Genomic DNA, 25,612 nt, shown 5'->3' with positions numbered 1-25,612 from the left:
TTGCTCCTATAATAGTTTTTATTCAGTAAAATAAGTGCTGCTAGATAGAGAAATTCTTTCTAACAACACTTATATCATTTTTTCTACTAGTTTGTTAAAAGAACTTTTTTCTTAGTGAATTCATACATATTACCAAAATTAATATATTCAAAGTCTTTTGGTGTGTTTCCAACAATGTTTTTCGTATCTAATATACGTTTATTTTTCATTCCTGAAAGTTTTGTAAAATCAAGTTCTTTAAATTCGTTATGGTCTGTTAAAATCACAATTAAATCCGAATTTTTAACGGCATCCTCAACATTTTCCATAACAATAGCACCTTTAACATGAGGGTCAAACGTTCTAATTTTATAGTTTTGTTGTGCTCGAAGAATATCATAAATTTCCATTGCTGGACTTTCACGGATATCATCTACATTACCTTTGTATGTTAGACCAAACAATGTAATTACTTTACCACCCTCATTTTCCATAAGAGTGTTAATATTTTCGACAACATATTCTGGCATGGATGTATTTATATTCCGTGATAGATTTATAAGTTTTGCTGTTTCTGGTGCTTTTGCAACGATAAAATACGGATCTACTGCTAAACAATGACCACCAACACCTGGACCAGGATAATGAAGATTTACCCTTGGGTGTTTATTAGCCATTTCAATTACATCTAGTGCGTTAATATCTAGCTCATTGCACACTTGCGTTAGTTCATTGGCAAGTGCAATGTTCACATCACGGAAGGTATTCTCCATAAGCTTTGACATTTCCGCTGTTTTTGCATCTGTTCTAATTAGTTCACCTTTAACGAACGTTCCATAAACTTTAGCGCCAGCTTCTGTACAAGCAGGGGTAATTCCACCAACAATTCTATTGTTATAAATAAGTTCATGCAAAATCTGTCCAGGAAGCACTCTTTCAGGACAATGAACTAAAAATATATCTTTACCTACTGTAAAGCCTGCATTTTCAACTAATGGTTGTACATAATCGTCCATACTTCGTGGTGCAATTGTTGATTCTACAATAATTACATTTCCTTTTTCTACAAATGGTATAACACTGTTAACAGCTGATAGAACCATTGATAGATCACAAGATTTATATAAATCATCATTATTAGGTGATGGAACAGAAATAATAAAAGCATCTGCTTTTTCTGGCATTAAAGATGCTTTAAACTTATTATTTTCGATCACTTCAGTTAGAGCTTCTTGTAAACCAGGTTCTTCAATGTGAATTTTCCCAGAATTCAATGATTCAATTACATCTTCACGAACGTCAACTCCAACAACCTCAACGCCGTGTTTAGCAAACATAATAGAAGTAGGTAATCCAATATATCCTAGTCCCATTGTACAAAGTTTCATATTAAAATGCCTCCATATATATTATGATAATTGATAATACACTTCTAGCAGAGCCTTTTCTTCATTTTCCCAATTATATTTATCTTTAGCTATTAAGCAATTATCGCTAAATTTATTTCTTAAGTTTTCATCCCTTAATAGTAGGTTTACTGCATTTGCAATAGCCTTATAATCATGTGAATCAACACAAATACCAATTTGCTCCTCTTCAACTACCTTTTTTATTTCAGGGAAGCTACAAGCAACAACTGGGATGCCATTCATGATATATTCAAAAAGCTTATTGGACGAAGCTGACCAGTGATTAAAACATACATTATTTAACACCTGGAACCCTAAATATGCATTTTTTGTATATTTAGGTAATTCCCTTAACGGCACTTTAGGAATGAATTTCACCTTATGATTTAATCCCATCTTATTTGTCATTTCTATCAGTTCCGGCTTTAATCTCCCATCCCCAATAAATACAAGCGTTCCTTCATCAAATAGTGGTGCAGCTTTAATTAATTTATCTAATCCCCTTCCGACTTGAATTCCACCTTGATATAAGAGGATTTTTTCATCTCGAGGTAAATTAAGTAGTGAATGAATGGATATAAAATCGTTACTCTCACCAATTTCCTTGAAAGGATAATTATGAACTACACTCGGATAGAAACTGTATAGTTTTTCATTGTATTTAGCCCTAGTGTGATTTTCTACAATCATCGAATCCACCTTTTTCACAAGGAATCCTTCTATCACACTATAGATTTTGCTATCATATCCTGTTCTACTAGTTTGGACTTCGTGAGAATCATAAACGAGTTTCTTTTTCCTCCACCTCCACTTTGCTAGAATATAGCCTTGTATTAAGGTGTTTAAATCATTTGAATGATAAATATCATACTTGGTTGAAAGACCTCTTCCAACCATTCTAAAAAAAATATTCATCTTAATCAGCCAAGGGCCAATTCCCATTTTAAATAATATCACGAATAATATACTTATTGAAATGGTAACTATCGGAAAGAAATAAAGAAAAGTCCCCCAAATAACTAAAATAGGAAGCAATAGCCAAGGATTTCTTTTTGTACGTCGTAAAATACCCATTATTAAGTCTAACATAATAGGGTATCTTCTTACACGAAATATGTTGAAATTTGCATTTCTCTTTTCTTGCATTAATAAGTCCTTATCACTAGGATCATGGATGCAGATTAGATCCACTTGGTAGCCTTTGTCTGATAACGAAGTACACTCACGCAAAACTCTGGCATCGTTCGTAAAATGATTCCAAACAAACATGCATACCTTCTTGCTCATGTTTTTCACTTCCATTAATTATTATTTAGAATCACATTGTTCTATGATCGATTCCAAAATATCGATATTCTTTTCCCAAAGAAAGTTGGATTCAATACATTTTTCGCAGTTTTCCGCCATTATCATTCTTTTATTAGGATCATTGATTAACAATTTAATGTAATCATAAATGTCATTTACATCTCTGTCCTCTGAAACAAAACCCACATTATATTTTTCTATTATTTCTTTAGAATACCCCGAAACTGAGCCAACGATAGGTATACTACAAGTCATATAATCTACTACTTTTCCAGGTAAAACTGTCTCAAAAACTTCTTTATTATTAAGGCTGACTACACCAATATGATGTTCACGAATGATATCCAAGCATTTTTTCCTCGTTAATGGTGATATAATTTTTATATTCTCCATCCGTTTCGATTTGACATATTGCTTAAAATCCTGATTTTTAATTCCGTAGCTAATAATTGTTAACTCAATATTGTTTTCGTTTAATTTACTAGCCAATCTCTTTAAAAAGTCTATATCTTGAGCAAGACCAATATTGCCTGTATAAATTACTTTAGCCTTTTCACCATTATACTTCGTCATTCCAACTTCATGTTCCCGTGCAGAATTCGGCAAATAATAGATATTTTTAGTGGATCCGGACAATGCTTTCGCAATGGATTGAATAAACCCCTTGCTATTCACAATAATAAAATCGGCTTTTCTATATAGACTCTTTTCTATAGAGCCGAACAATTTCAAGATGAAAATATTATCAAAAACACCAACACCTCGCAACGACTCAGGCCAAAGATCTCTTATATCTAAAATTAACTTGCTCTTGAATTTAAATTTAGCAAATACGCCTACAATTGCTATAAAAATAGGAGGAGACGTTGCAAAAACAATATCGTATTTACTTTTGTCCTTAAGAATATTGCCTAGCAGCTTATATGCAACTTCTAGATAAAAAACTAACCTATTAAAAATACTTCTAGAGTACTTTCTGTTCTGCACCTTTATCCGCACTATTTTTGACGAATCATCTAGAATAGAATCGTCATCCCAGAATTCCGGATCCTCATAAATCTGTCTATTTGGGTAAGCAGGGTCAGTCGTCAAAATAGAAATGTCATACCCTTTTTCGATAAGTAAGGCATAGATATTTTTCATTCTGTTTCCTGCACTTCCTATTTCAGGATAGAAGTGTTGAGAAACAATTAGTATTTTTTTCTTCACTAGTAATTTACTCCTATAATAAAAATCTCTTAAAAAGAGAACTGAAAAATGATTCTTTTGGCCTAGCCACTAACTTATCCTACTTTTATACCGAATCAATGTCAACTGTTTAATTATTTCCTAAAAAGCATAACTAATAATTATTATAACAAATATCCAACGTATTTCAGAGTGGTAACAATTATTACCATCTAATAATAGTTTTTACAAAGGTATTGATGATAATACGTTCTGTTTATACATATCTTTCTCTTTCTTTGACATCTTTTTGTATTCCTTCATAAATTTTTCATATTCTGGTAAGACAACACCAACCTCACCATAACTTTTCACCATTCCAAATTCCAGCCACAATATTTTTTCACAGAACTTTTTAACTTGTCCCATTGAATGGCTTACGAAAATCATCGTTTTTCCTCTAGTTTTAAATTCCTTCATTTTCTCAAAGCTTTTCTCCGCAAATGCATTGTCACCAACAGACAGTGCTTCGTCAATTATCAGTATGTCAGGGTCAACATTTACCGAAATTGAAAATCCTAACCGAGATTTCATCCCACTGGAATAAGATTTAACTGGCTGGTCAATAAACTTCCCGAGTTCCGAGAATTCTATAATATCTGGCTCAAGTTTTTTTATTTCATGTTTATTAAATCCAAGCATCAATAATTTGAGTTCTATATTATCTCTCCCGGTAAGATCCTCTTTTAAACCAGCTGCAACAGCAATTAATGCCGTTTTCCCATTTATTTCAATTGTTCCGGAAGTTTCGGGAACAATTCCCGCAATGATGCTAGACAGAGTTGACTTTCCAGAACCGTTAATTCCTACGAAACCGATGATATCACCCCTATCAGCCTCAAAATTGACATTTCTCAAAGCAAAAAAGTCCTCACCAAAACTGCGCGGCGTAATTAAGTCTAAAATTCGTTCCTTATTTCCACTGTATAATTTATATTTCTTTGTAACTTTATTTAAAACGATCGCCTTTTCCATTTTTATCACAACCATTTATAAGTAATCAATAAAATGTCTTCTAAACTTCATATGAATTGTTGCCCCAAATGCAAGTAGTATAATCACAACCACCCAATAATACAAGGTATACTCCCAGTTCTCAATAAAATACCAATTAACCCCAAACAACGATTCCCTATAACCTTCAATTAGGTAGTATAGTGGATTTAATTTCATGATCAATGGCAGAGGGTCTTCAAGAATCGTTAATTGCCATAGTATTGGCGATAAGTATAAAACCATCCTTAATACCGCATTTAAGAGCATATGGAAATCTCTTACAATGGTGGATATCGTAGATGTAATTAATGACACTGCAAATACAAAGCAAAACGCCGCAAAGATATAATAAGGCAGTTGAATTAGATAAACGCTTATAGGATAACCCGAAATTTGAAAAATAATAACGGTAATGACCAACATAACTAAATGGATATAGAATTGTGAGAAGATCACTATGTTCGGAATAACACTCATAGGGAAGTTCATTTTTGATAGCATGCGTAACCTAGAATAAATTGATTTTGATCCTAAAATTGTACATTGGTAAAAAAATGTCCACAAAATAAAACCACCTAGCAGCCAGAGGATAAAAGGTACTTCCATTCCCTGCTCAATCTCTACATCTGCCCTTTGTCTAATGCTGCCGAAAACAAACCAGTAAATCATAATTTGAATAATCGGGTTAATAATTTCCCAAGCCATCCCGAGATAATTATTCTTATTTTTACTTTTTAGTTCATATAAGGATAATCGTCTAATTAAATAGAAGTTTCCAATTTGTTCTTTCACTATCGTAAATGCGGATTTCATTATTAGTCCCTTTCTAGTCTCTGTATTAACACTTAGTTATTCGTCAATAAATTATACAGATATCACAAGTAAATGACAAATTCATAAAAAAGGCTTAGACAGGCATTTGTCTAAGCTTTATTACCTACCAAATATTTCTTCTACTACCCTCTCACTCGCTCTACCATCTTCCAAATAACAAAACTTCCGGTAAAATTCATCCATATTCTCGGATAGCTGGAATCCATTGTCTTCGATTTGTTTGATCTCGCTAATTAACTCATCTGTTGTTCGCACTAACGGACCTGGAGCTTTTTGCTCGAAGTCAAAATAAAATCCGCGCAGATGATCCCGATATTCTTCAATATCATAAACAAAGAAAAGCATTGGACGCTTTAAATTCGCGTAGTCAAAGAAAACCGACGAATAATCAGTAATGAGCATATCCGCAATAAGATATAATTCTCGAATATCCTCATGGCGAGATAGATCCCAGACAAAATTTTCATACCCTGTTAAATCTAGGTTTTCAGCAACTAAGTAATGTAACCTTAAAATTATGATATATTCCTCGCCAAGGGAGGAACGTAGTTGCTCTAAATCAAGTTGAAGATCAAATTTATACTTGCCTTTATCGTAAAATTGATTATCACGCCAAGTCGGGGCGTATAGTATCACTTTTTTATCTAACGGAATGTTAATCTTATTCTTCAGTTTCTTGATTGTCATCTCCTCATTAGAATTAATCAAAAAGTCATTTCGCGGATAGCCAGATTCAACGACCTTTCTTCTAAAATCAAAAGCACGTTTGAAAATTTCTGTTGAATAGGCATTTGGCGAGATAAGATAATCCCATTTACTTGCCTCAAATGTGAAATTTTCCCTATATTTCTCGGTATCCGTGCCAGGCATTTGCACCTCTTCAATATCGGCACCGAGTCGCTTCAGCGGTGTTCCGTGCCATGTTTGAACATAAACCGTATCGTTCGATTTTTTAAACCATAATGGGAGCCTGCTGTTCACTACCCAATACTTTGCCCTTGGCATTAACCAAAACCATTTCCATGAAAAGCGAGTAATGTATGGAATGTCTGTATCTTTAAATAAATCCACGTATCTTCTATCGACACTCCAATACATATCAAATGAGTTATCATTTTCTAACAAATATTCATAGATCGCTCGCGGACTATCACTATATTGTTTCCCGTGAAAACTTTCGAAAATAATAAGCTTTTTCCGAACTGGAAAATAACCAAAAATGAGGAAAACAATCTTGAAAGCTATTTGTATAATGCTTGAAATTCTTCTCCTCATATTCCAAACCCCTCGTATAAATAAATTCCGTTCATCTTTATTGAAACAGCTGTCCATCAACGGTCAATGGACAGCTTCCAAAATTAAAAAACTCGATCAACCACTCTCTTACTCGCATTACCATCTTCTAACTGGCAATACTTTTGCCTAAAGGCGCTATATTTTGCTTGATAATCGATTTTAACATTTTCGATGTTTTGAATACTATCGATAATTTCCTCTGTATTAAACACTAACGGACCTGGCGCTTCGTCCTCAAAGTCCATATAGAATCCCCTTAAGTTATCACGATAGTCTTCCAGATCAAATGTAAAAAATAGCATAGGCCGATTTGTATTGGCAAAATCAAACATTACAGATGAGTAATCCGTCATTAAAATATCAGATATTAAATACAACTCTTGAATATCCGGATAGTTAGATACATTGTATACAAAATCGCGTAATTCCTCATCAATTTTGATTTTATTACGGACAACGACATGCATTCTTAGCAAAAGAATATATTCGTCACCTAATTGTTGCTGCATTTGATGTAAATCCATGTTTATATCAAAAACAAACTTATTATTAGCCGTCGTTTGATTATCCCTAAATGTCGGTGCATATAAAATAACCTTTTTGTCAGGATCAAGCTTTAGTTTGTTTTTGACCCCACTAGCAATTTCATCCTTTTCTTCTTTATAAAAGATATCATTGCGCGGATACCCTACTTCCAAAATTTCTCGTTTAAAACGAAAAGCACTTTTAAAAGCTTCTGTTGCATATTTACTTGGAGAAATTAAATAATCCCAGTTTTTAATAGCGTCCCCGACTCGTTCTACATAATCATCTGTGCGACCATGAACTTCATTTAAGTCAAATAGCATTCTCTTAAGTGGTGTTCCATGCCATGTTTGTAAGTAAGTCGTTTGTGGTCGCTTCTTTATATAGGTAGGGAAATTTTGATTATTAACCCAGTATCCAGCTCTTAGCAAATAGTAATAATACTTCGGACTTAAACGTTGGATCCGGATAGTATCAGGGTCATTAAAGCGATAGTATTTGTTGTATACCCAAACCTTTTTATAATCCAGATTTCTTCCCAGGATTTCTTCATAAATATTTCGCGGGCTATCACTGTATTGTTTTCCTAAACCACTTTCAAATAAAATTAACTTTTTATCAACAGGGATCACTTTCGAACCAATTCTGTAGAACAATTTCATCGTTGGAAAATAATATTTGCTTTTTCTATAACGATTAAAAACTCTAACCGAAACCATCGACACTTTTGGATGCTCTAATATACTTCTTTTCGCCTGATTCTCACGTATAACGTGATAGATTCTCTCAGATGCTTGCAAGTCTTTATGTTTTATAAATTTATTTGCCCTTTTCACATACTCCGGTTTCATTTCAAAGTTATGAGTCGCATAGTAATGAACCAAATCGAGAATTTGTTCTTGTTCCACACATATTTCACCTGGCAAATCATTATCCAAATCTAGATGTGAAGGTCTTTTCCCAATAAATCGATCACGATCAAATTGATAATAAATAATCGGTTTGCTTAAAAAGCTAAAGTCGAATCCTACGCTAGAATAATCAGTAATCATCAAAGCACTTTCTTTAATTAAATGTTGTACATCTATTTCTCCTTGATGAACTACTTTTATAGTTGGGTTTTCAAAGTATTTACTAAACTTCTGCATATTTGGATGTAAACATAAGATAATCTCAAAATTATACTCTTGAGCCATTGAATGGAAAACTGGACTATTGATCAAGCTTTGATAACGCTCAAAATATTCACTCTCAAAAAATTCCTCATCTAAAACAATCCAGTCTCTCCATGTTGGAATGACTAAAATTTGTCTTTTTACTTGAACATCTTTTGCAAATAATGTATCAAAGCGAGAAAGTCCAGTGATAAACACGTTTTTAGCTGAATAGCCAAAATCATTTACAATCATTTCTTTTTCAAAATCAGAGCTCACCATAAAAAAGTCTGTGTCAAACCCAGGGGCATTCTTCCCATAGTTCGCCACCATATTTTTCGTTCCCATTACGCCATGCTGAAGGAAAAACTTATCGGCTTTAACTTTTCGTTTAAAGCTGCCTGTTCGAATCGGATATAAATAATCAGGATGGTGGGAAGAAATAACTTTCTTGGCGATTAATGAACGAAAGATATGTTCCTTTGATTTATAATCAAGAATATTTCCGTATTTTTCTACATTTTTTCTTTCCGGGGAATTGCGATCAATGACATAATACACATTCTTTTCGGGATGTTCTGTTCTCATATATCTATAGAATGCATATCCCGTATCTTGAGCCTTATAAGTTCTTTCTCCTACAATCCACGTATCATTATTCCTATTGAATAATTGAATAAGCCACGACCACCGCATTACTTTACGAAGATAATGAAAAGCATCAAGAGGATATTTATAGATTTCAAACGATAAGTTAGAAAGTTTAAAGGTAAAGTACGGATTGATAACATTGGCCTCACGATCATTTTTAGCAAAAAGTTCCTTCACGAAAAAACGAGCACGAAATGTCGGTCGACCGATCCTTACATACTTCTCTTCATAATGATCATGCAAATCTAACTTAAAGAAAAGATCATATATATCTTCATCTAATAGTTTTCCATTATTGAGACTTGAGAAATCGATCGTTGCAGAATATGTATATCTATTTAACCCATACTTTTTTTCAATTTGTTCTGTCAAAGAATTGAATTTCACTTTGGCTGCATGAACGATCTCGTTCGTTTCTCTTCCCCTAGCGACAATTTCTCCAGAAAGGACAATCGCATTTCTTGTGAACATTTTACCTTCAATAATTAAAGTACTGCCCCGCCGCTTTAACTTATCAATTTGTGACTTGATCGGACCATCCACTTCATTATTGAGGGTAAGTGATAAGTTTCCTTTAGTTGTTATATAGTTGATGATTGATTGATCGTTTACATAATGGAACGTTAATCCATCTATTTTTGTTTGTTGGAATCTGCCACAACGAATAAAGTATTCTGCGAACTCCTCACCTTTGTCTTCAACAATTACAATATCTTCTCTATTCAATTCATTTTCTGTCATATCAATTGAAGGTCGAATTATTTTAAAGTACCAGTCAAATTGACTTTCTTCCAAGGCTATCATTTTTGTCATAATCTCATCTAATGATAGTTTGAATTCAAATGAAGTTGCTGGTTTTATTTCGGCTATTTTCTGGCCATCTTTAGATTCACGAGAGAAAAGCCATAATTCTTTTACCATATAATTTTCCTTGTTCATATGACCAGAAATAGTTAATGTATTACCACGTTGTAATACTGATAACTGATGTTTTACTTTTATCTTTGGTTTTTTCCGTTTCTTTCTTGAAAATAAGCCCATATCGAACACCTACTAACCATATTGTGTATCTTATATTATAGAACATAAAACAAAAACTACTCTTAAAAAAAGACAAAACCTTCCTATGGTTTCATCTTGTTGTACAAGTCTTCAGTTTGACCATGTTATACCCCCGTATAACAACCATTATCATAACATTAATTAAAGCTCTTGAAAATAATGCTCTCTGTTTGTCTATTGACAATTTTTCATCTAGTAATCTTTCGTTTTCCTTAAAATCACTAAATAGTGCTAAAGACTCATTTTTTATGACACTTTTAAAAGATGTCCATTTTTGTCGATATAATACGATAGGATAAAATTAACAATTTTTTAAGGAGGTGTACTATACTTACTATGGAATTTACATTAAAGGAGGAAGTTGATTCATTGAAGAAAAACCGACAAAAACAATTAACATTTGTCAGCTTACTTCTAGCATTATTACTAGTCTTTTCTACTAGTTTAGTAGAAAATAGGACCGCCTATGCTTCTACTACTCTTTATGGAGTAGCTTTAAAGGAACCTACGAAAGTGTATGGCTCAACATCCACAAGTTCAAATGCTTTAAAGAGTTATGCAAAAGGATCCATTTTGAAATATGAAGCGCATAATTCTAATTGGTACCGTGCAGTTGTCTATGTTAATGGCAAGCGAACGACTGGATACATTGCCAAAGCTGATGTTGATACAGCTACCACTGCAGCAACAACTTTGAATGGGATTGCACTTAAGAGTTCTACAAAGGTTTATGAAGCCGGATCTACAAATTCAAAGGCATTAAAATCTTATCCTATTGGAAGTATTTTAAAATACCAAACCTTTTCCAAAGATTGGTATCAAGCAACTGTTTATGTAAACGGGAAAAAGAAATCAGGATATATCCATAAATCACATGTGGAAAATGCCCTAGAACAGCAAGAATCTTTTCGTGGGATTGCTCTAAAAAGCAAGACAGCTGTATATAAGGATGCTGGGAAAAAGAGCCAATGGAAAAGCTACAACCAGGGGACGATCCTGAAATATACTACTTTTACTACTAATTGGTATTCTGCCACTGTTTATGTTAACGGGAAGAAACAAACGGGATACATTCATAAAAGTGATGTAGAAACGGCCATACCTGCTAATGAACAAAAAACGGCTCATGGAATCGGAGTCAAACAAACAACAGTTTACTCTTATGCTTCAACTAATGCGAGTAAGCTTAAATCCTATGAAGCTGGCAGTATTCTAAAATATAATACCTTTTCCAACAATTGGTATGAAGTAACCATTTATGTTAGTGGAAAGAAAACAACTGGATATATCCAAAACAGCAACATAGAGAAACTTTTTGAAACAAGCAAAGCACTAGAAGGTGTAGGCCTTAAATCTCCAACAAGGATTTATGAAAAGGCATCTACAAGTTCTAAAACATTGAAGTCGTACACAAAAGGCACGATCTTGAAGTTTCAAACTCTTTCAGATAATTGGTATGAAGCGAAAGTCTATATCAATGGTAAGGCAACAAAAGGTTATATTCATCGTAATGATGTCACATTAGATAATGTGATCACAACGACTACAGCTTATTCAACAAATTTTAATAATGTTGTTGAAACACAGTTCAATAAATCTGCTCAAGTATCCGGGAAAAATGGCGGTTGGGTAGATGCATCGAAAGAGCAAATTTCTTACTATGTGAACTCTTCTAATTTTAGTAAGAACTCGAATGGTTATTACCAATTCTTATCTTTGTCTGAGCCTGCAGGTTTGAACGCAACCGAAGTTAATAATAAAATCCTTATTAACCGCGGGGTATTGCAAGGTAAAGCGCAAAAATTCATTGAAGCTGGTAAAAAGTATAATATTAATGAAGCGTATTTAATTTCTCACGCTTTATTAGAAACTGGAAATGGTACGTCTGATCTAGCAAAAGGCGTTTTCGTCGATAAAGATGGAAATGTTGTAGCGAAAGAAGATGCTGTACATACCGTTTATAACTTATTTGGTATTGGTGCAACTGACGACTGTCCATTAGAATGTGGTGCTAAGCGTGCATTTGAGAAACAATGGTTCTCTGTTGATGAAGCCATTATTGGCGGAGCAGAGTTTATCGGCACTGGTTATATCGATAAAGGTCAGAACACATTGTATAAAATGAGATGGAACCCTGTTAAACCTGGTGACCATCAATATGCAACTGACATTGCTTGGGCCGTTAAACAAACAAGTAATCTTAAGAAAATTTATGATCTACTTGATCGATATGTTTTATTCTTTGATGTTCCTAAGTATGCAGGACAACCAAGTAAATCGGGTGATCCAAATGCATACTTACCAGAACCTCCAAAACCTGCTTATCCAGCAGAGGTCAAAGGTCTTGTTGAATCAGGATCAACCGCACTGAACATGCGACCAGATCCAAGTACAAGCAAAAAGGAAATCGCGAAGATTCCAAATGGGTCCATTATTGAAGTATTGGCTGAAACTACAGGACAAACTGTCGGGGCTAGCAATCTATGGTATAAAGTTAAATTTGATGGTAAAACAGGTTATGTTCATAGCGATTACGTGAAACCATTAAATTTACTAGAAGTAACTGCAACTAATATCAATGTTAGAAAAGATGCAGGAACTGCATACGATGCTGTAGGTTCTGTTAAAAACGCTGATAAGCTTGCAGCTGTCCTAGATGCTAAAAATAACATTCAAACAAAATCCGCTAATGGCCATATATGGTATTACATTTACTTTAATGGTGAAAAAGCTTGGGTAAGCGGCGGTAAAAATGGAACTGAGTATATAAAAGTTAAGTAATAAATTTATTGAACCCTATGCACAATGCATAGGGTTCTTTTTTATGCTCTTCTGTTTCGTAATTTTTACAAACAATTTCCACTGCAAATTTCCGCTCAATCATCGTATGATGAAACAGTAGTTTTATAATTATCTATTTTTATAGGGAGGATCATCTTTGAAGAATCATTTATATATAAAATTCTCATTGTTTTTTGCACTTTTATGTTTATTTTACCCTTCTGCTTCTGGCAGCGCCTTAGCGTCAACCTCACTTACAGGAGTTGCTTTGCAAAATCAAACCAATGTTTACAGTACTACTTCTAAAGAAACTAAAGCTTTAAAAAGCTATCCTCAAGGATCCATTTTGAAATTTACAACATACAATGAAGATTGGTACAGTGCCCTGGTTTATATAAATGGCAAAAAAGTAAGTGGCTATATTTTTAAACAAGATGTTGAGTTAGCAGAAATGAATCCTACTTCTTCTAAAGGAATAGCATTAAGAAACAATACGAATGTTTACGTTAGAACCTCTACTGACTCACAAGTTCTGAAATCATATAACAGTGGTACTATACTAAAATATGAAACATTTTCCAATGGTTGGTATCAAGCAAAAGTGTACATGAACGGCAAAGCGAAAAAGGGTTATATTCAGCATTCAGACATAGATAACTCTGTTACACCTCAAGTTGGCGTAAAAGGGATCGCACTACTAGAAAGTACAGCAGTCTATTCACAAGCATCTACGAAAGCGAGCCAGTTAAAAAAGTATCCAGCAGGTACGGTTTTAAGTTATAAAACATTTGCCAGCAATTGGTACGAAGCGAAAGTCTATATTAATGGCAAGCCAACAACTGGTTATATTCATGCAGATCATGTCGAAGGACTTTTGGAGCAAAAACAGACAGAACAAGGCAGAGCTACTAAAAACCCTACAACTATATATGCTAAAGCTTCAAAGCATGCAAATGTATTACTAAATGTTAAGCAGCACTCTGTGTTAACAGCAACAACCTATTCCCCTTCTTGGTTTGAAACTACAATTGATATAAAGGGAAAGAAACAAACAGGCTATGTCCATATCGATGATATTACAACGAAAGACGTTGTTCATATTTCAACATACAATTATGAACTACCGAAAATGGTTGATGCACAACTTAAAGCCTATGCAGATACAGATTTAACAAAAGGAAACGGTTGGCAATTAGCCAGTCGCAATCAAATTGAATATTATACAAATCCAGTCAACTTCCCATTCGGTAGTCCAGAATCATTTCAGTTTCTCGTACTATCTCATCCTGCAGGCATTGATGTTGATGAAGTAAATCAGAAAATTTTAGCCAATGCCGGTGTCTTAACAAATAAAGCAAAAATATTTGTGGAAGGCGCTAATAAGTACAAAATAAACGAAATTTATTTAATTGCTCATGCCCTTTTGGAAACTGGAAGAGGCAGCACAGAATTAGCGACTGGTATTAGCAAATGGACAAAACGAAATGCTAAAGGTGAAATCGTAAAAGATTCAAACGGTAAACCGATTATTATGGATATATCACCGAAAAAAGTGTATAACATGTACGGCATTGGTGCTTTTAACAGCTGCCCGAATGAATGCGGCGCACAAAAGGCCTATGATAGCGGCTGGTTTTCAGTTGATGAAGCGATCCGCGAAGGTGCTGGTTTCGTTGCGAATGGTTATATTAATCAAACACAAGACACACTATATAAAATGAGATGGAATCCCGCCCAATTAAACGGCTCTTATCAAGCAAGTCACCAATATGCGACTGATGTTGGCTGGGCAAGCAAACAAACGGCAACCATTTATCAAATGTATGAAAAACTATCAGGCAATTATGTATTAGTATTTGATGTTCCACAATTTCTTAATCAAGCTACAGCTTTGAGAGGCAGTACTGTATGGCAGGGCAACATAAACTCGACTCCAGTTCAAACTGTTATGACTTATCCTCAAGGTATATACGGTATCGTTTCTGCGGATAAGTTAAACCTTCGTGAAATAGCAAGTACTAATGCTAAATCAATCATTACAATTCCAAAAGGAACTACTCTAGAAATTACGGGTGAAGAAGCTGGACAAGTCGTTAACAATAATTCTATATGGTATCAAGCTAAATATGACGGAAAAATGGGTTGGGTACACAGTGATTATGTAAAATTATTGAATTTACTAGAAGTCACTGCATCGTCTTTAAATATTCGTGCGGAAACAAATACGATCAATAATCCAATAGGTTCTTTAAAATACGGGGAGCGAGTTGCAGGAACACTTGATGCGGAAGATCAATTAATCACAACGAAAACAACTGACGCCCATTTATGGTATTTGATTCGCGTAAACGGAAAAGATGCTTGGATCAGTGGCGGAATGAACGGAACTCAATATATTCGTATCAAGTAGAATATGGGAAGGAGCGGAAAGGATGTTTATCGCGCTCCTTCCTTCAATAACGAATTTAAAAACAGTAATAGGAAAATCCGGTCTTTTAATTTCCCCAGGAACTAGTATAATTAATGTATGTTTTTAGCGAAAAGTATCTTATTTTGTAGCGAGTAATTCTTGATTATAATTACACGGAGGTCTACTATCGTGAAAAAAGTCTTAACATACGGCACATTCGATCTTCTCCACACTGGACATATCAATATTCTACGTCGCGCTAAAGAATATGGAGATTATTTGATCGTTGCTATTTCAACCGACGAATTCAACGCGATTAAAGGCAAGAAAGCTTATTATTCCTATGAACAACGTAAAGCGATACTGGAAGCTGTTCGCTACGTTGATGAAGTGATTCCGGAAAATACTTGGGATCAGAAAATCGAAGATGTGCAGAAACATGATGTCGATGTATTTGTCATGGGCGATGATTGGAAAGGTAAGTTTGATTTTCTGAAAGATTATTGTGAAGTTATTTATTTGCCAAGAACGGTTGGCATTTCGACTACTAAAATTAAAGAGGATTTGAATAAGGCAAATGGTTAGGGAAATTTCGATTAGCCTTTATTTATTTGTGTTTAGTATATTTTTCCATATTTTTAAGCTTTATCCCCAAAAGCAGAAGTCAACTTTTGTTGCTTCGTTTGGGGATAATGTTTTGTTTACGTTAAAGGAATTGGAAAAGCATGGCGATGAACAGGTTATCATTTTGAAGACAGCGCAATGTAAGGTTGATTTTACGGATCAGCCTCATCGAATCGTTTTGCAGTTTGAGCCAAGCCGTCCTTTTGATTGGCTTCGTTCTATCTATCATTTGGCTACTTCTAGTCATATTTTTGTTGATAATTACTTTGGATTTTTGGCTGTCGCAGAATTTAGAGAAGACGTTCAGTGCACTCAACTTTGGCATGCGGCTGGTGCGATTAAACAATTTGGGTTAAGGGATCCCTCTATCCAAAATCGTTCTGCTCGTGCCTTAAAACGTTTCCAACAAGTGTATGACCGCTTCACTCATGTCGTTGTTGGCAGCGATAAAATGGCTCATATTTTTCAGCAAAGCTTTGGATTAGATGATCAGCATATGTTGCGTACTGGTATACCAAGAACCGACTTCTTTTTTGATGATGCTGCCCAGCAAATAGTAACAAGTCAGCTTACTGAGCAATATCCTGTCATTCAAGAAAAAAAGGTGATTTTATACGCGCCGACTTTTCGTGATCAGGAACTTCATGTTGCCAAGTTGGCTCTTGATTTTGAAAAATTGTACAAGTGTTTAAAAGATGATTATGTCTTATTTTTACGGCTCCATCCTGCTGTTCGAGATTCTTGGGATAATCCATATCCGGATTTCATCTATGACGTCTCTTCCATTCAGGATGTGAATCATTTATTAATTGTGACAGATATTCTCGTTTCCGATTATTCCTCGATCCCATTTGAATTTGCTTTGTTGGAAAGACCGATGATTTTCTTTGCATATGATTTAGCAGAATACTCACGTACACGTGGGTTCTGGGAAGATTATGAGAATATGGTACCTGGACCTGTTGTTCATACAACAGATGCCCTTATTCATGTATTGAAAAATGGAGAGTTTCATTTAAATGATGTTCGTCAGTTTGCTAAGACATGGAATGAATACTCTACTGGGAATTCTAGTGAAAACCTCGTAAAGGCATTATATAAAAGAGTTGAGCGCTCTAAATAGTGGATGATTTTACATTTTGTATTCATAGTTTTATAGAATTTAGTTCTACAGCCAACATTTGTCACCAAAATGTATTTTACCTAATACTAAAAACATAGTATTATATTGTTTAGCATGTTTAATTGTCAAATGAACAGTTTAGGTAAATGAAATTATTATAAAGGAGTTCTTTCCTTATGGGACGTCAGAAAATAAAGTTAAATAAAAAGAAGACTCGGAGAAGAAGAATATTTTGGTTTTTAATTTTTCCGATTATGCTTGTTGCAGGTCTAGGCGTTGGTTATGGTGTGCACTTGTATATAAAAGCGGAAGACATGATGGCTAATTCTTATCATGATGAGCGTGATGGTAAATCTGATTTACGAGAGAAAAAGGTCAATCCGAAAATTGATAACGTGTCGATTTTGTTTATCGGAATTGATGAAAGTGAAAAGCGTAGCCAAGGAAGCAACACTCGTTCAGACGCGCTTTTGCTAGCGACGTTAAATGAAAAGAGTAAATCCGTAAAGCTGCTTTCCATCCCGCGTGATACGTATGTGTACATTGATGATGTTGGCTACTCAACAAAAATCAACCATGCTCATAGCTATGGTGGTCCGACGTCAACGATTAAAACAGTAGAAAATTTACTTGATATTCCTGTTGATTATTATGTCCGTGTTGATTTTGAAGCATTCATGCAAATTATCGATGCACTTGACGGAGTTGAAGTTGATGTGCCATATACTTTCTCTGAACAAGATTCTAACGACCGGGCAGGAGCTATTACGTTAGAAGAAGGATTACAAACATTAAACGGGGAAGAAGCTTTGGCATTAGCAAGAACAAGGAAAAAAGATAATGACATTGAACGCGGTAAACGTCAGCAAGAAATCATTAAAGCGATGATGAAGAAAGCCGCATCTGGTACGGCCTTGCCGAAGTACGGTCAAATCATTGATGCGATCGGTGATAATATGAAAACCGATATGACGTTTGAAGAAATGACTGCATTTATTGATTACGGAATCTCCGGCCAATTATCAATTGAGACGATAAATTTAGAGGGTGACGATGCCTATATTCCAAATAGTAGTGGAAGAAATATTTACTACTGGCAATTAGATGATGCCTCCCTTGAAGAAACAAAATTAGCTTTAAAACAGCATCTTGATCTCGCTTCACCCGGTGGAACTACAACAAACGTAGCAAATCCAGCTTCTACAGAAGAATAATAAACGAACCCGGAAGAATAACTCTTCCGGGTTTTCTGTTTCTATAGGGTGCCTGGCACGCCCCGAATTTTGTCGAAAAAATACAAAAGCGCAGGCGCATTGCCCATCGACGTACAAACTTCTATATTAAAGATGAACGGCTAAAAACGCGCCGTCCTGGCGCAACGCCGTTCTGACCAACATCCTGTTGGCCTGAGATAAAGGAAACACGGCGAAGAATGAGCCGATGTTGACTTATCGTAGGAAGAAGCCTAGAAGTTTGCTAGTCGATATGCGCCGAAGCTGGACGTAAACAATACATCGGCATAACTTATCCACACCGTCCGATTTTATAGTTTCCAAAACAAAAAAAGCAAGAGCTCCCTTTTTAGGTGGGCTCTTGCTTATAGGCGGTCATTATAACGGCTGTTGTTCGCTCTTGGCCGCATGATTTTTAGTATTGGTCGGTAATTTTTACCGACGAGTCCAATGAGTTCTGCAAAAAGTTCAATGACAAGGAGCAGTATGGCAATGATCAACAGTGAACCCCAAACAGTTGCCATCGAGAAGATCACAGCAGCTAAACTAAACATAATCGAGATACCGTAAATGATTAACACAGTTTGTCGATGCGAGAAGCCTGAGCTAATTAAACGATGATGCAGATGCAGTTGATCTGCTGAAGCAAGCGGCTTTCGGTTAACGAGTCTGCGAATGATCGCAAAAAATGTATCAGAAATCGGAACACCGAGAATAATAATCGGGATAACGAAAGAGACGAACGTTACATTTTTAAATCCAAGTAATGATAGCACTGCGATCATATAACCTAGAAATAATGCCCCCGAGTCCCCCATAAAGATTTTTGCCGGGAAAAAGTTGTAAACTAAAAATCCTAGCGTACTTCCTAAAAGGACGAGCGAAATGGTAATAACAAATAGATCCCCTTGGATAAAGGCCATTGTACTCAATGTAATCAAAGCAATTGCGGATACACCGGCAGCAAGTCCATCTAATCCATCTATAAAATTAATCGCATTGGTCATTCCCACAATCCACAAAATTGTTAGCGGAATGGTTAAGTAACCAAATTCCAATTGACCTCCAAATGGAAGATTAATGAATTCTAAATCAAATCCGCCTCTAATGGCTACAAACGCTGCCAATAATTGGCCAATTAATTTATATCGAGGAGGTAAATCATATTTGTCATCAAGAATTCCCGTTATTACAATGATCAAACTGCCAATAATGATCGGCCATAAATAGGGGCTGTCCTCGTGTGTTATGATTAACCCAACAATAAAGCTAATATAAATAGCTAATCCGCCTAGTCTTGGCATCGCCTTCTGATGAACTTTTCTGTAATTAGGTTGATCCGTTACATTCCATTTGATAGCAAGCTTTTTAACGATTGGCGTGATCAAAATTGAGGCAACAAAGCATATGATCAAATACAGAAATTCCATTAGGCAACCTCCCTTACAGTTACTATTGCATTTATTCGTAAAATCTAATCACTTTGTTTAGTTCCAAATTATTGTAGATGAATTGGAGGAGGTTAAAGTCGAGACTAAATCTAGTTATCTCTCTATAACTCTCATTCACTATCTAACATAGTAGCCGAAACGTGTCTAGTTTTCAACTACCCTCTTAATCTTAGACGATAAAGATGAAGAAAGTGTTACAACAATTGGTAATTTTTATTTATGATGAAAGGGCTCCCGCATTATAAGGAGCGCATCTCTCATTCATCTTTTATTTTGTAATATTTTTTTCACAAAAATTGGTAAGACACTCAACCTTCTCCACCTTGATGGTTGCTGAGCGACTCTGTAAAGCCATTCTAAATTTAGCTTTCTCCAAAAGATGGGTGCTCTTTTCACTGTGCCTGCAAGGATATCGAAGCTGCCGCCAACTCCCATAAAAATTCCTTTTTCAAATGTTGCTAGATTTTGGTAGATCCATTTTTCTTGTCTTGGGAAACCTAATGCTACAAAGACAAGATCCGGATTCGCCTTTTTAACCATCTCAACGATTGTTTGATCTCCATCTTTAAAAAAGCCATGATGATAGCCTGCGATCTTCAGATGAGGAAAATCGCTTTTCACGTTATCAACCATTTTCTCGATGACCATTTCTTTTGCTCCTAAAAAGAATACACTCAACTGATCTTGATCGGCTATTTTTAATAAAGATTTCACAAGGTCCACCCCTGGTACTCTTTCCGGGAGTGGTTGCTTAATTATTTTTGAGCCTAAAATGATACCTGCCCCATCAGGAATAATATGATCTGCCTCTTGCAGTATGTTCATATATTCTTGATCTTTTAAGGCATACATAACTATTTCAGGATTGGCTGTAACGACAAATGTCTTTTTCTGCATTTTTAATTTTTGGTGTAAAGTATTCAACGTTTCTTGATTTGTTGTATGATCGAACTCGACACCGAGAATATTGACTTTTTTCAAAGTGTTTAACTCCTGTTTTTATTCATTTAAGCGTACAAGCTATTATACCAAATTTGTTTAAATCTCCAACTTCAAAATATCTTCCTTTAAAGTTGCTTTTGCAAGCTCATATTCTTCATTCTCCAAGAGCTCGAGGATTTTACGGTGTGTATCTGTATCAAGACTCGTTACTCGACTCCCCCATTGTTTCCAATAGGATTGCGCATATGCTCTGCTTAAAATTTTCATTGTCTTATCAAGAAGCGATTGCATCCATTCATTTCCTGCTAAACTGTTCAACTGCAAATGAAATTGCACATTATTATTCCAGTGTGTCCATAGATCGCTCTCATTATTAGCTGGATCACACTCATCAAGACACGCCTTTAATTGCTCAATTTTATCTTGATTAAGTGTTGCGATTGTTTTTTCGAGACCAGAAAGTTCCAATAATGTACGAACTTCCAATGCGTCATCGATGTCCTTTTTATTTAATTGGATGATTCGATAACCATAACGAGGCATGCTCTGCAACACATTCTCATTGCGGAGTTCTACTAGCGCTTCACGTATTGTCGTTTTACTGACATTGAACATTTCTATAAGTTGCTTTTCAGTGATGACGCTATCGACTGGGAAGTTCCCTCGCAAAATTTCGGTAATAATTTTATTACGGACGTCATCCTTTAAGGATTGGCTTTTTTCCATTTGGACGAATAACTCCTTTATAATTCTACTTTTAATTATACGGAGTTGTTTCTTTTTCTTCAATTTTTACCTTATTGACACGCTGATCATACCAGTAGTATGATTAATATAAAATGAGATGAGAAAGGGTGAACTATCATGAATAACGATTGGAGAGCCGACACACAAATTATTCATTCCCATCTTTCTCCTAACAAAGATACCCGAGCCGTGTCACAACCGATTGTTCCTGCTGTCGCTTATGCTTTTCCAGATGCAGAATCAGCTGCTGCTGTTGTATCTGGGGAAACTCCTGGTGTTTACTACGGAAGGTATGGAAATCCGACGGTTGCTACATTAGAGGAGAAAATGGCGGATTTAGAAAATGGTGAAGCCGCTCTTGGTGTGAGCAGTGGAATGGCCGCAATTTCCTGTGCGATACTCGCTTTTTGTCAAAGCGGCGATCATTTGCTCGTTACGAAAGATGTTTATGGTGGGACGTACAGCTTCCTTACTTCCCTCGCTCCTCGTTTTGGTATTCAATTTGATTTTGTCGACTGTACGGACCTCAATGAAGTTCGCCGCGGAATTAAAGCCAATACGAAAGCGATCTATTTGGAAACTCCGTCTAACCCTTTGCTGACAGTACTAGATATAAAAGCAATTGCGCAAATTGGAAAGGAAAATGACTTGCCCTTAATCGTCGATAATACTTTTATGACGGCTTACTTACAAAAGCCGCTCGAACTAGGAGCAGACGTCGTCGTTCATAGTGCCACCAAATATTTAAATGGACATGGAGATGTCGTCGCGGGTTTTCTCGTTGGGCGTCAAGAGTGGATTCATTTTGTTCGGAAAAAAATTATGGGGGACCTTGGGCAAAATCTAAATGCTTGGGAAGCCTTCTTAATCTTACGAGGTTTAAAAACATTGGGTGTGCGCTTACGCCAGCATTGTAACAGTGCCCAAAAAGTGGCCGAATTCTTGGAAAGCCATCCAGCGATTGAACGCACTTATTACCCTGGCTTGCCTTCTCACCCTCAATATGCCCTCGCCCAAAGGCAAATGAATGGAAATGGAGCAATCATTTCTTTTGAAGTAAGAGGTGGCTTTGAGGCTGGGAAACAGTTTATTAACTCTTTAAAATTAGCGATGATCTCATTTAGCTTAGGTGATCCTGAAACGTTGATCCAGCATCCTGCAAGCATGACCCATTATTCCATTCCTGCAGAGGAACGCGCCAAATTCGGCATTACCGATGGATTACTCCGACTGTCGATTGGGTTAGAAGATCCCGAAGATATTATTGAAGACCTAGAGCAAGCGTTGAAGAAGGTAGCCGTAGCGACTTCTGTCTGAGATAGCCGCCTGGAGGCTAAAAAAGGACAGCGGTGGGATTAGAGGCGAGGGGAGCATGAACCGTACGAGAAGAAAATGAACGGATACGGGAATTGAAAGGAAACTCCCCTGCCTTGTATTTGCGGTCACTAAAAATCCTTTTAGACAGTGTATTTTTGACTAATAAAGCACAGATAAAAAATATTAAGTGTGACAAGATGAATATTATGAGGCTCCTAGTTATGACAAAATACGGGAGTTTTTTTGTTTTAATAGGCTAATTTATTTACGAAGGAAACTGATCTGCTATAATAAAATGAAAGCGGTAAACTATAACTCTATTTAATTTCATTTGATACCGCTCTCAATGTCTGTAGTATTTCTTAGTGATTGAATATACAGGCACTACAAAAAAAGACAGGTGAGATAATTGAGTGATGCAAAACAACCAAATATTATTTTTATTATGAGTGACGATCACGCAGCGCATGCTATTAGCGCCTATGGCAGCCGCATTAACGAAACGCCAAACCTTGACAGAATTGCAAATGACGGAATGCGTTTGGATAATTGTTTCTGTACAAATTCGATTTGCGCACCGAGCCGCGCTGCTATACTAACCGGAAAGTATAATCATATGAACGGTGTCAGAACGTTGCATGAAAATATTGACGCAAGTCAGCAACATGTTGCTAAGATTCTCCAAGAAAATAACTATCAAACTGCTATGATTGGTAAATGGCACCTAGGTCATGGTGGTAATAGTAATCCAACTGGTTTTGACTATTGGAATATTTTCCCTGGACAAGGAGAATACCACGATCCAGTTATGATTGAAATGGGTGAAAAGAAGAAATTTTCCGGTTATGCGACGGATATTACAGTTGATTTATGCCTTGATTGGCTTGATGAACGGGACGAGGATCGTCCGTTCTTTATGATGTGTCATCATAAAGCGCCACATCGCCCATGGATGCCTGATGAAAAGCATATGCATCTTTATGAAGATATTGATATCCCAGAACCTGAAACGTTTAACGATGATTATGCAACACGTACATATGCAGCACAAGGGGCGGAAATGAGAGTTGACCGTGATTTAACATCTTGGGATGTAAAAGGGGAGCCACCAGAAGGGTTATCCCCCGCTGAACGCAAAAGCTGGTATTACCAACGTTACATTAAAGACTATTTGCGTTGTATTGCTTCCATCGATGATAATGTTGGGCGTCTTCTTGATTACTTGGACGAAAAGGGGCTTACAGAAGATACAATTGTAATGTATACATCAGATCAAGGGTTTTTCTTAGGAGATCATGGCTGGTACGACAAGCGTTTTATGTATGAAGAGTCTTTAAGAATGCCATTTTTAATTCGTTATCCTAAGGGCATCAAAGCTGGAACAACTCAAAATGCATTTGCACTGAATGTAGACTTTGCTCAAACATTCTTAGATTATGCGGGCATTGAAGCACCGGAGGATATGCAGGGTACTAGTCTACGTCCCATTTTGGAAGGGGAAACTCCAGCAGACTGGCAGTCATCCATGTATTATCGCTATTGGGAGCATATGAGTGAACATAATGTCCCAGCACACTATGGTGTCCGTACACATCAATATAAATTAATATGCTATTATGGTGAAGGGTTGGGCGTCCCAGGAGCCAAGGATATTAAAATGGATCCTGAATGGGAGCTTTATGATTTGGAAAAAGACCCAAATGAATTGAATAATGTATACAGTAATCCAGATTACCAAGAAGTAATCGAAAAATTGAAAGAAGAATTGTATCGCTTAAAAGACAAGGTGAAAGATTTTGATTAAATAAATTGAGAACCCTAGCAAAAGTAATGCTATTCTCATCAAATACGACTTTGAAATCCAGCAATGTGATTTTAAAGTCGTATTTTTAATGGGGTTATCTCATAAATCATAAAACGGCTTTTAAATGATTGGGTAATTTCATTTTGAATGAACGTTTAAAACATTGTTTGTCTGTATGATTACCTTTGACTGACACGAGCATTTTCCCAAACCATAGAACATCTCAAAATACTGAAATTCCTCAATTCTCTTCTGACCGTCCTTTCATTTGGCTTTCAAAAAAAGGCCTTCGTGATGCAAGTGCATGCAAACAAAGGATGTTCTCCCCTTGTTGAACACCAAATGATGATAGGATGAGCACCTTTATTTCATCTGGCATTTCGCCTTCGTTCTTCCGGAATGTGAAATGCCAGTTTTTTAAATCAATTAAAATTGTTGTTTTCCAAATCACTTCCCCCCTTTTGGCGATTATTTCAATTTCTGTGTATACAGTTAGCGGTAAACAAAAATTAGGGGATTTACTGTGGGTTTGATGGTTCGAAGCATTCTGGATGTATACGACGGGGGTTACTTTAAGAAGTTGGTTTCGTACCCAATTTCCCTGGCAGACTAAATTGTAGTTTCTTCCTGCCAATTTTCCATATGATAAAATTCTTTTTATCTCTACACAAATACTCAAAGCCTGTCCCTCCCGTTTTATAGTAAAATATACCTATAATAATAACTGACTCTTTCGACAA

17 protein-coding genes and 1 pseudogene are annotated in these 25,612 nt (G+C 35.9%); 7 read left to right on the top strand and 11 right to left on the bottom strand.

What is annotated here, in order from left to right; translation table 11 throughout:
• Window positions 1–86: 86 nt before the first annotated feature.
• The 7 genes and pseudogenes from BN1243_RS16300 to BN1243_RS16270 form a co-directional block, all read right to left on the bottom strand.
• Window positions 87–1,367 carry a nucleotide sugar dehydrogenase gene (locus tag BN1243_RS16300; protein ID WP_062108562.1) on the bottom strand — a complete coding sequence of 427 codons (1,281 nt, stop codon included), beginning with the start codon at window positions 1,365–1,367 and terminating at the stop codon, window positions 87–89.
• Window positions 1,368–1,388: 21 nt separating this feature from the next.
• Window positions 1,389–2,675, bottom strand: coding sequence for a glycosyltransferase (locus BN1243_RS16295; protein WP_062108560.1), 1,287 nt, complete (start codon window positions 2,673–2,675; stop codon window positions 1,389–1,391).
• A gap of 21 nt (window positions 2,676–2,696) precedes the next feature.
• Window positions 2,697–3,905 carry a glycosyltransferase family 4 protein gene (locus tag BN1243_RS16290; RefSeq protein WP_062108558.1) on the bottom strand — a complete coding sequence of 403 codons (1,209 nt, stop codon included), beginning with the start codon at window positions 3,903–3,905 and terminating at the stop codon, window positions 2,697–2,699.
• A gap of 204 nt (window positions 3,906–4,109) precedes the next feature.
• Window positions 4,110–4,898: a teichoic acids export ABC transporter ATP-binding subunit TagH gene (tagH, locus tag BN1243_RS16285; RefSeq protein ID WP_062110701.1), complete on the bottom strand. Its 789-nt coding sequence runs from the start codon at window positions 4,896–4,898 to the stop codon at window positions 4,110–4,112.
• Between the two features lie 15 nt (window positions 4,899–4,913).
• Window positions 4,914–5,732, bottom strand: coding sequence for an ABC transporter permease (locus tag BN1243_RS16280; RefSeq protein ID WP_062108556.1), 819 nt, complete (start codon window positions 5,730–5,732; stop codon window positions 4,914–4,916).
• A gap of 120 nt (window positions 5,733–5,852) precedes the next feature.
• A pseudogene (locus tag BN1243_RS16275) lies at window positions 5,853–7,073 on the bottom strand (CDP-glycerol glycerophosphotransferase family protein); the annotation flags it as partial.
• 38 nt (window positions 7,074–7,111) lie between these two features.
• Window positions 7,112–10,420: a CDP-glycerol glycerophosphotransferase family protein gene (locus BN1243_RS16270; RefSeq protein ID WP_062108552.1), complete on the bottom strand. Its 3,309-nt coding sequence runs from the start codon at window positions 10,418–10,420 to the stop codon at window positions 7,112–7,114.
• 390 nt (window positions 10,421–10,810) lie between these two features.
• Here BN1243_RS16270 and BN1243_RS16265 point away from each other — a divergent pair, with 390 nt between their 5' ends.
• The 5 genes from BN1243_RS16265 to BN1243_RS16245 all read left to right on the top strand — a co-directional run bounded on the left by BN1243_RS16265 (window position 10,811) and on the right by BN1243_RS16245 (window position 18,593).
• Complete coding sequence (locus BN1243_RS16265) at window positions 10,811–13,222, top strand: SH3 domain-containing protein (RefSeq protein ID WP_230200226.1); 2,412 nt, start codon at window positions 10,811–10,813, stop codon at window positions 13,220–13,222.
• 157 nt (window positions 13,223–13,379) lie between these two features.
• Window positions 13,380–15,632 (top strand): SH3 domain-containing protein, encoded by a 2,253-nt coding sequence (locus BN1243_RS16260; protein ID WP_062108548.1) that lies wholly within the window; start codon window positions 13,380–13,382, stop codon window positions 15,630–15,632.
• Between the two features lie 189 nt (window positions 15,633–15,821).
• Window positions 15,822–16,217: a glycerol-3-phosphate cytidylyltransferase gene (gene tagD, locus BN1243_RS16255; protein WP_062108546.1), complete on the top strand. Its 396-nt coding sequence runs from the start codon at window positions 15,822–15,824 to the stop codon at window positions 16,215–16,217.
• A 112-nt stretch (window positions 16,218–16,329) separates the two neighbouring features.
• Window positions 16,330–17,379: a CDP-glycerol glycerophosphotransferase family protein gene (locus BN1243_RS16250; RefSeq protein ID WP_230200225.1), complete on the top strand. Its 1,050-nt coding sequence runs from the start codon at window positions 16,330–16,332 to the stop codon at window positions 17,377–17,379.
• Between the two features lie 176 nt (window positions 17,380–17,555).
• A complete protein-coding gene (locus tag BN1243_RS16245; RefSeq protein WP_062108542.1) occupies window positions 17,556–18,593 on the top strand; it encodes an LCP family protein in 1,038 nt (345 codons plus the stop codon).
• A 383-nt stretch (window positions 18,594–18,976) separates the two neighbouring features.
• On the opposite strand, the gene BN1243_RS16240 is transcribed toward BN1243_RS16245, so the two are convergent.
• The 3 genes from BN1243_RS16240 to BN1243_RS16230 form a co-directional block, all read right to left on the bottom strand.
• The gene (locus BN1243_RS16240) at window positions 18,977–20,041 is read right to left on the bottom strand and encodes a glycosyltransferase family 4 protein (protein WP_062108540.1); all 1,065 of its coding nucleotides are present in this window, start codon (window positions 20,039–20,041) and stop codon (window positions 18,977–18,979) included.
• Window positions 20,042–20,323: 282 nt separating this feature from the next.
• Complete coding sequence (locus tag BN1243_RS16235; RefSeq protein ID WP_062108538.1) at window positions 20,324–21,043, bottom strand: WecB/TagA/CpsF family glycosyltransferase; 720 nt, start codon at window positions 21,041–21,043, stop codon at window positions 20,324–20,326.
• Window positions 21,044–21,100: 57 nt separating this feature from the next.
• Window positions 21,101–21,730, bottom strand: a complete 630-nt coding sequence (locus BN1243_RS16230; RefSeq protein WP_062108536.1) for a GntR family transcriptional regulator — start codon at window positions 21,728–21,730, stop codon at window positions 21,101–21,103.
• 138 nt (window positions 21,731–21,868) lie between these two features.
• Here BN1243_RS16230 and BN1243_RS16225 point away from each other — a divergent pair, with 138 nt between their 5' ends.
• Window positions 21,869–23,068, top strand: coding sequence for a trans-sulfuration enzyme family protein (locus BN1243_RS16225; protein WP_062108527.1), 1,200 nt, complete (start codon window positions 21,869–21,871; stop codon window positions 23,066–23,068).
• Between the two features lie 409 nt (window positions 23,069–23,477).
• A complete protein-coding gene (locus BN1243_RS16220; protein ID WP_084781987.1) occupies window positions 23,478–24,872 on the top strand; it encodes a sulfatase family protein in 1,395 nt (464 codons plus the stop codon).
• A 241-nt stretch (window positions 24,873–25,113) separates the two neighbouring features.
• Here the strand turns inward: BN1243_RS16220 and BN1243_RS16215 are convergent, their stop codons facing one another.
• Window positions 25,114–25,551 carry a hypothetical protein gene (locus tag BN1243_RS16215; RefSeq protein ID WP_062108525.1) on the bottom strand — a complete coding sequence of 146 codons (438 nt, stop codon included), beginning with the start codon at window positions 25,549–25,551 and terminating at the stop codon, window positions 25,114–25,116.
• Window positions 25,552–25,612: the final 61 nt, after the last annotated feature.

The organism is Bacillus niameyensis, assembly GCF_001375535.1.
GTDB lineage: Bacteria > Bacillota > Bacilli > Bacillales > Bacillaceae_C > Lederbergia > Lederbergia niameyensis.
This window is presented reverse-complemented; position numbering and strand designations above follow the sequence as displayed.

What these genes read in the sequence shown, in the direction of transcription:
- BN1243_RS16270 (WP_062108552.1), bottom strand. Translation starts at nt 10,420, where the DNA reads ATGGGCTTATTTTCAAGAAAGAAACGGAAAAAACCAAAGATAAAAGTA.
- BN1243_RS16280 (WP_062108556.1), bottom strand. Translation starts at nt 5,732, where the DNA reads ATGAAATCCGCATTTACGATAGTGAAAGAACAAATTGGAAACTTCTAT.
- BN1243_RS16240 (WP_062108540.1), bottom strand. Translation starts at nt 20,041, where the DNA reads ATGGAATTTCTGTATTTGATCATATGCTTTGTTGCCTCAATTTTGATC.
- BN1243_RS16230 (WP_062108536.1), bottom strand. Translation starts at nt 21,730, where the DNA reads ATGGAAAAAAGCCAATCCTTAAAGGATGACGTCCGTAATAAAATTATT.
- BN1243_RS16295 (WP_062108560.1), bottom strand. Translation starts at nt 2,675, where the DNA reads ATGAGCAAGAAGGTATGCATGTTTGTTTGGAATCATTTTACGAACGAT.
- BN1243_RS16225 (WP_062108527.1), top strand. Translation starts at nt 21,869, where the DNA reads ATGAATAACGATTGGAGAGCCGACACACAAATTATTCATTCCCATCTT.
- BN1243_RS16245 (WP_062108542.1), top strand. Translation starts at nt 17,556, where the DNA reads ATGGGACGTCAGAAAATAAAGTTAAATAAAAAGAAGACTCGGAGAAGA.
- BN1243_RS16300 (WP_062108562.1), bottom strand. Translation starts at nt 1,367, where the DNA reads ATGAAACTTTGTACAATGGGACTAGGATATATTGGATTACCTACTTCT.
- tagH (WP_062110701.1), bottom strand. Translation starts at nt 4,898, where the DNA reads ATGGAAAAGGCGATCGTTTTAAATAAAGTTACAAAGAAATATAAATTA.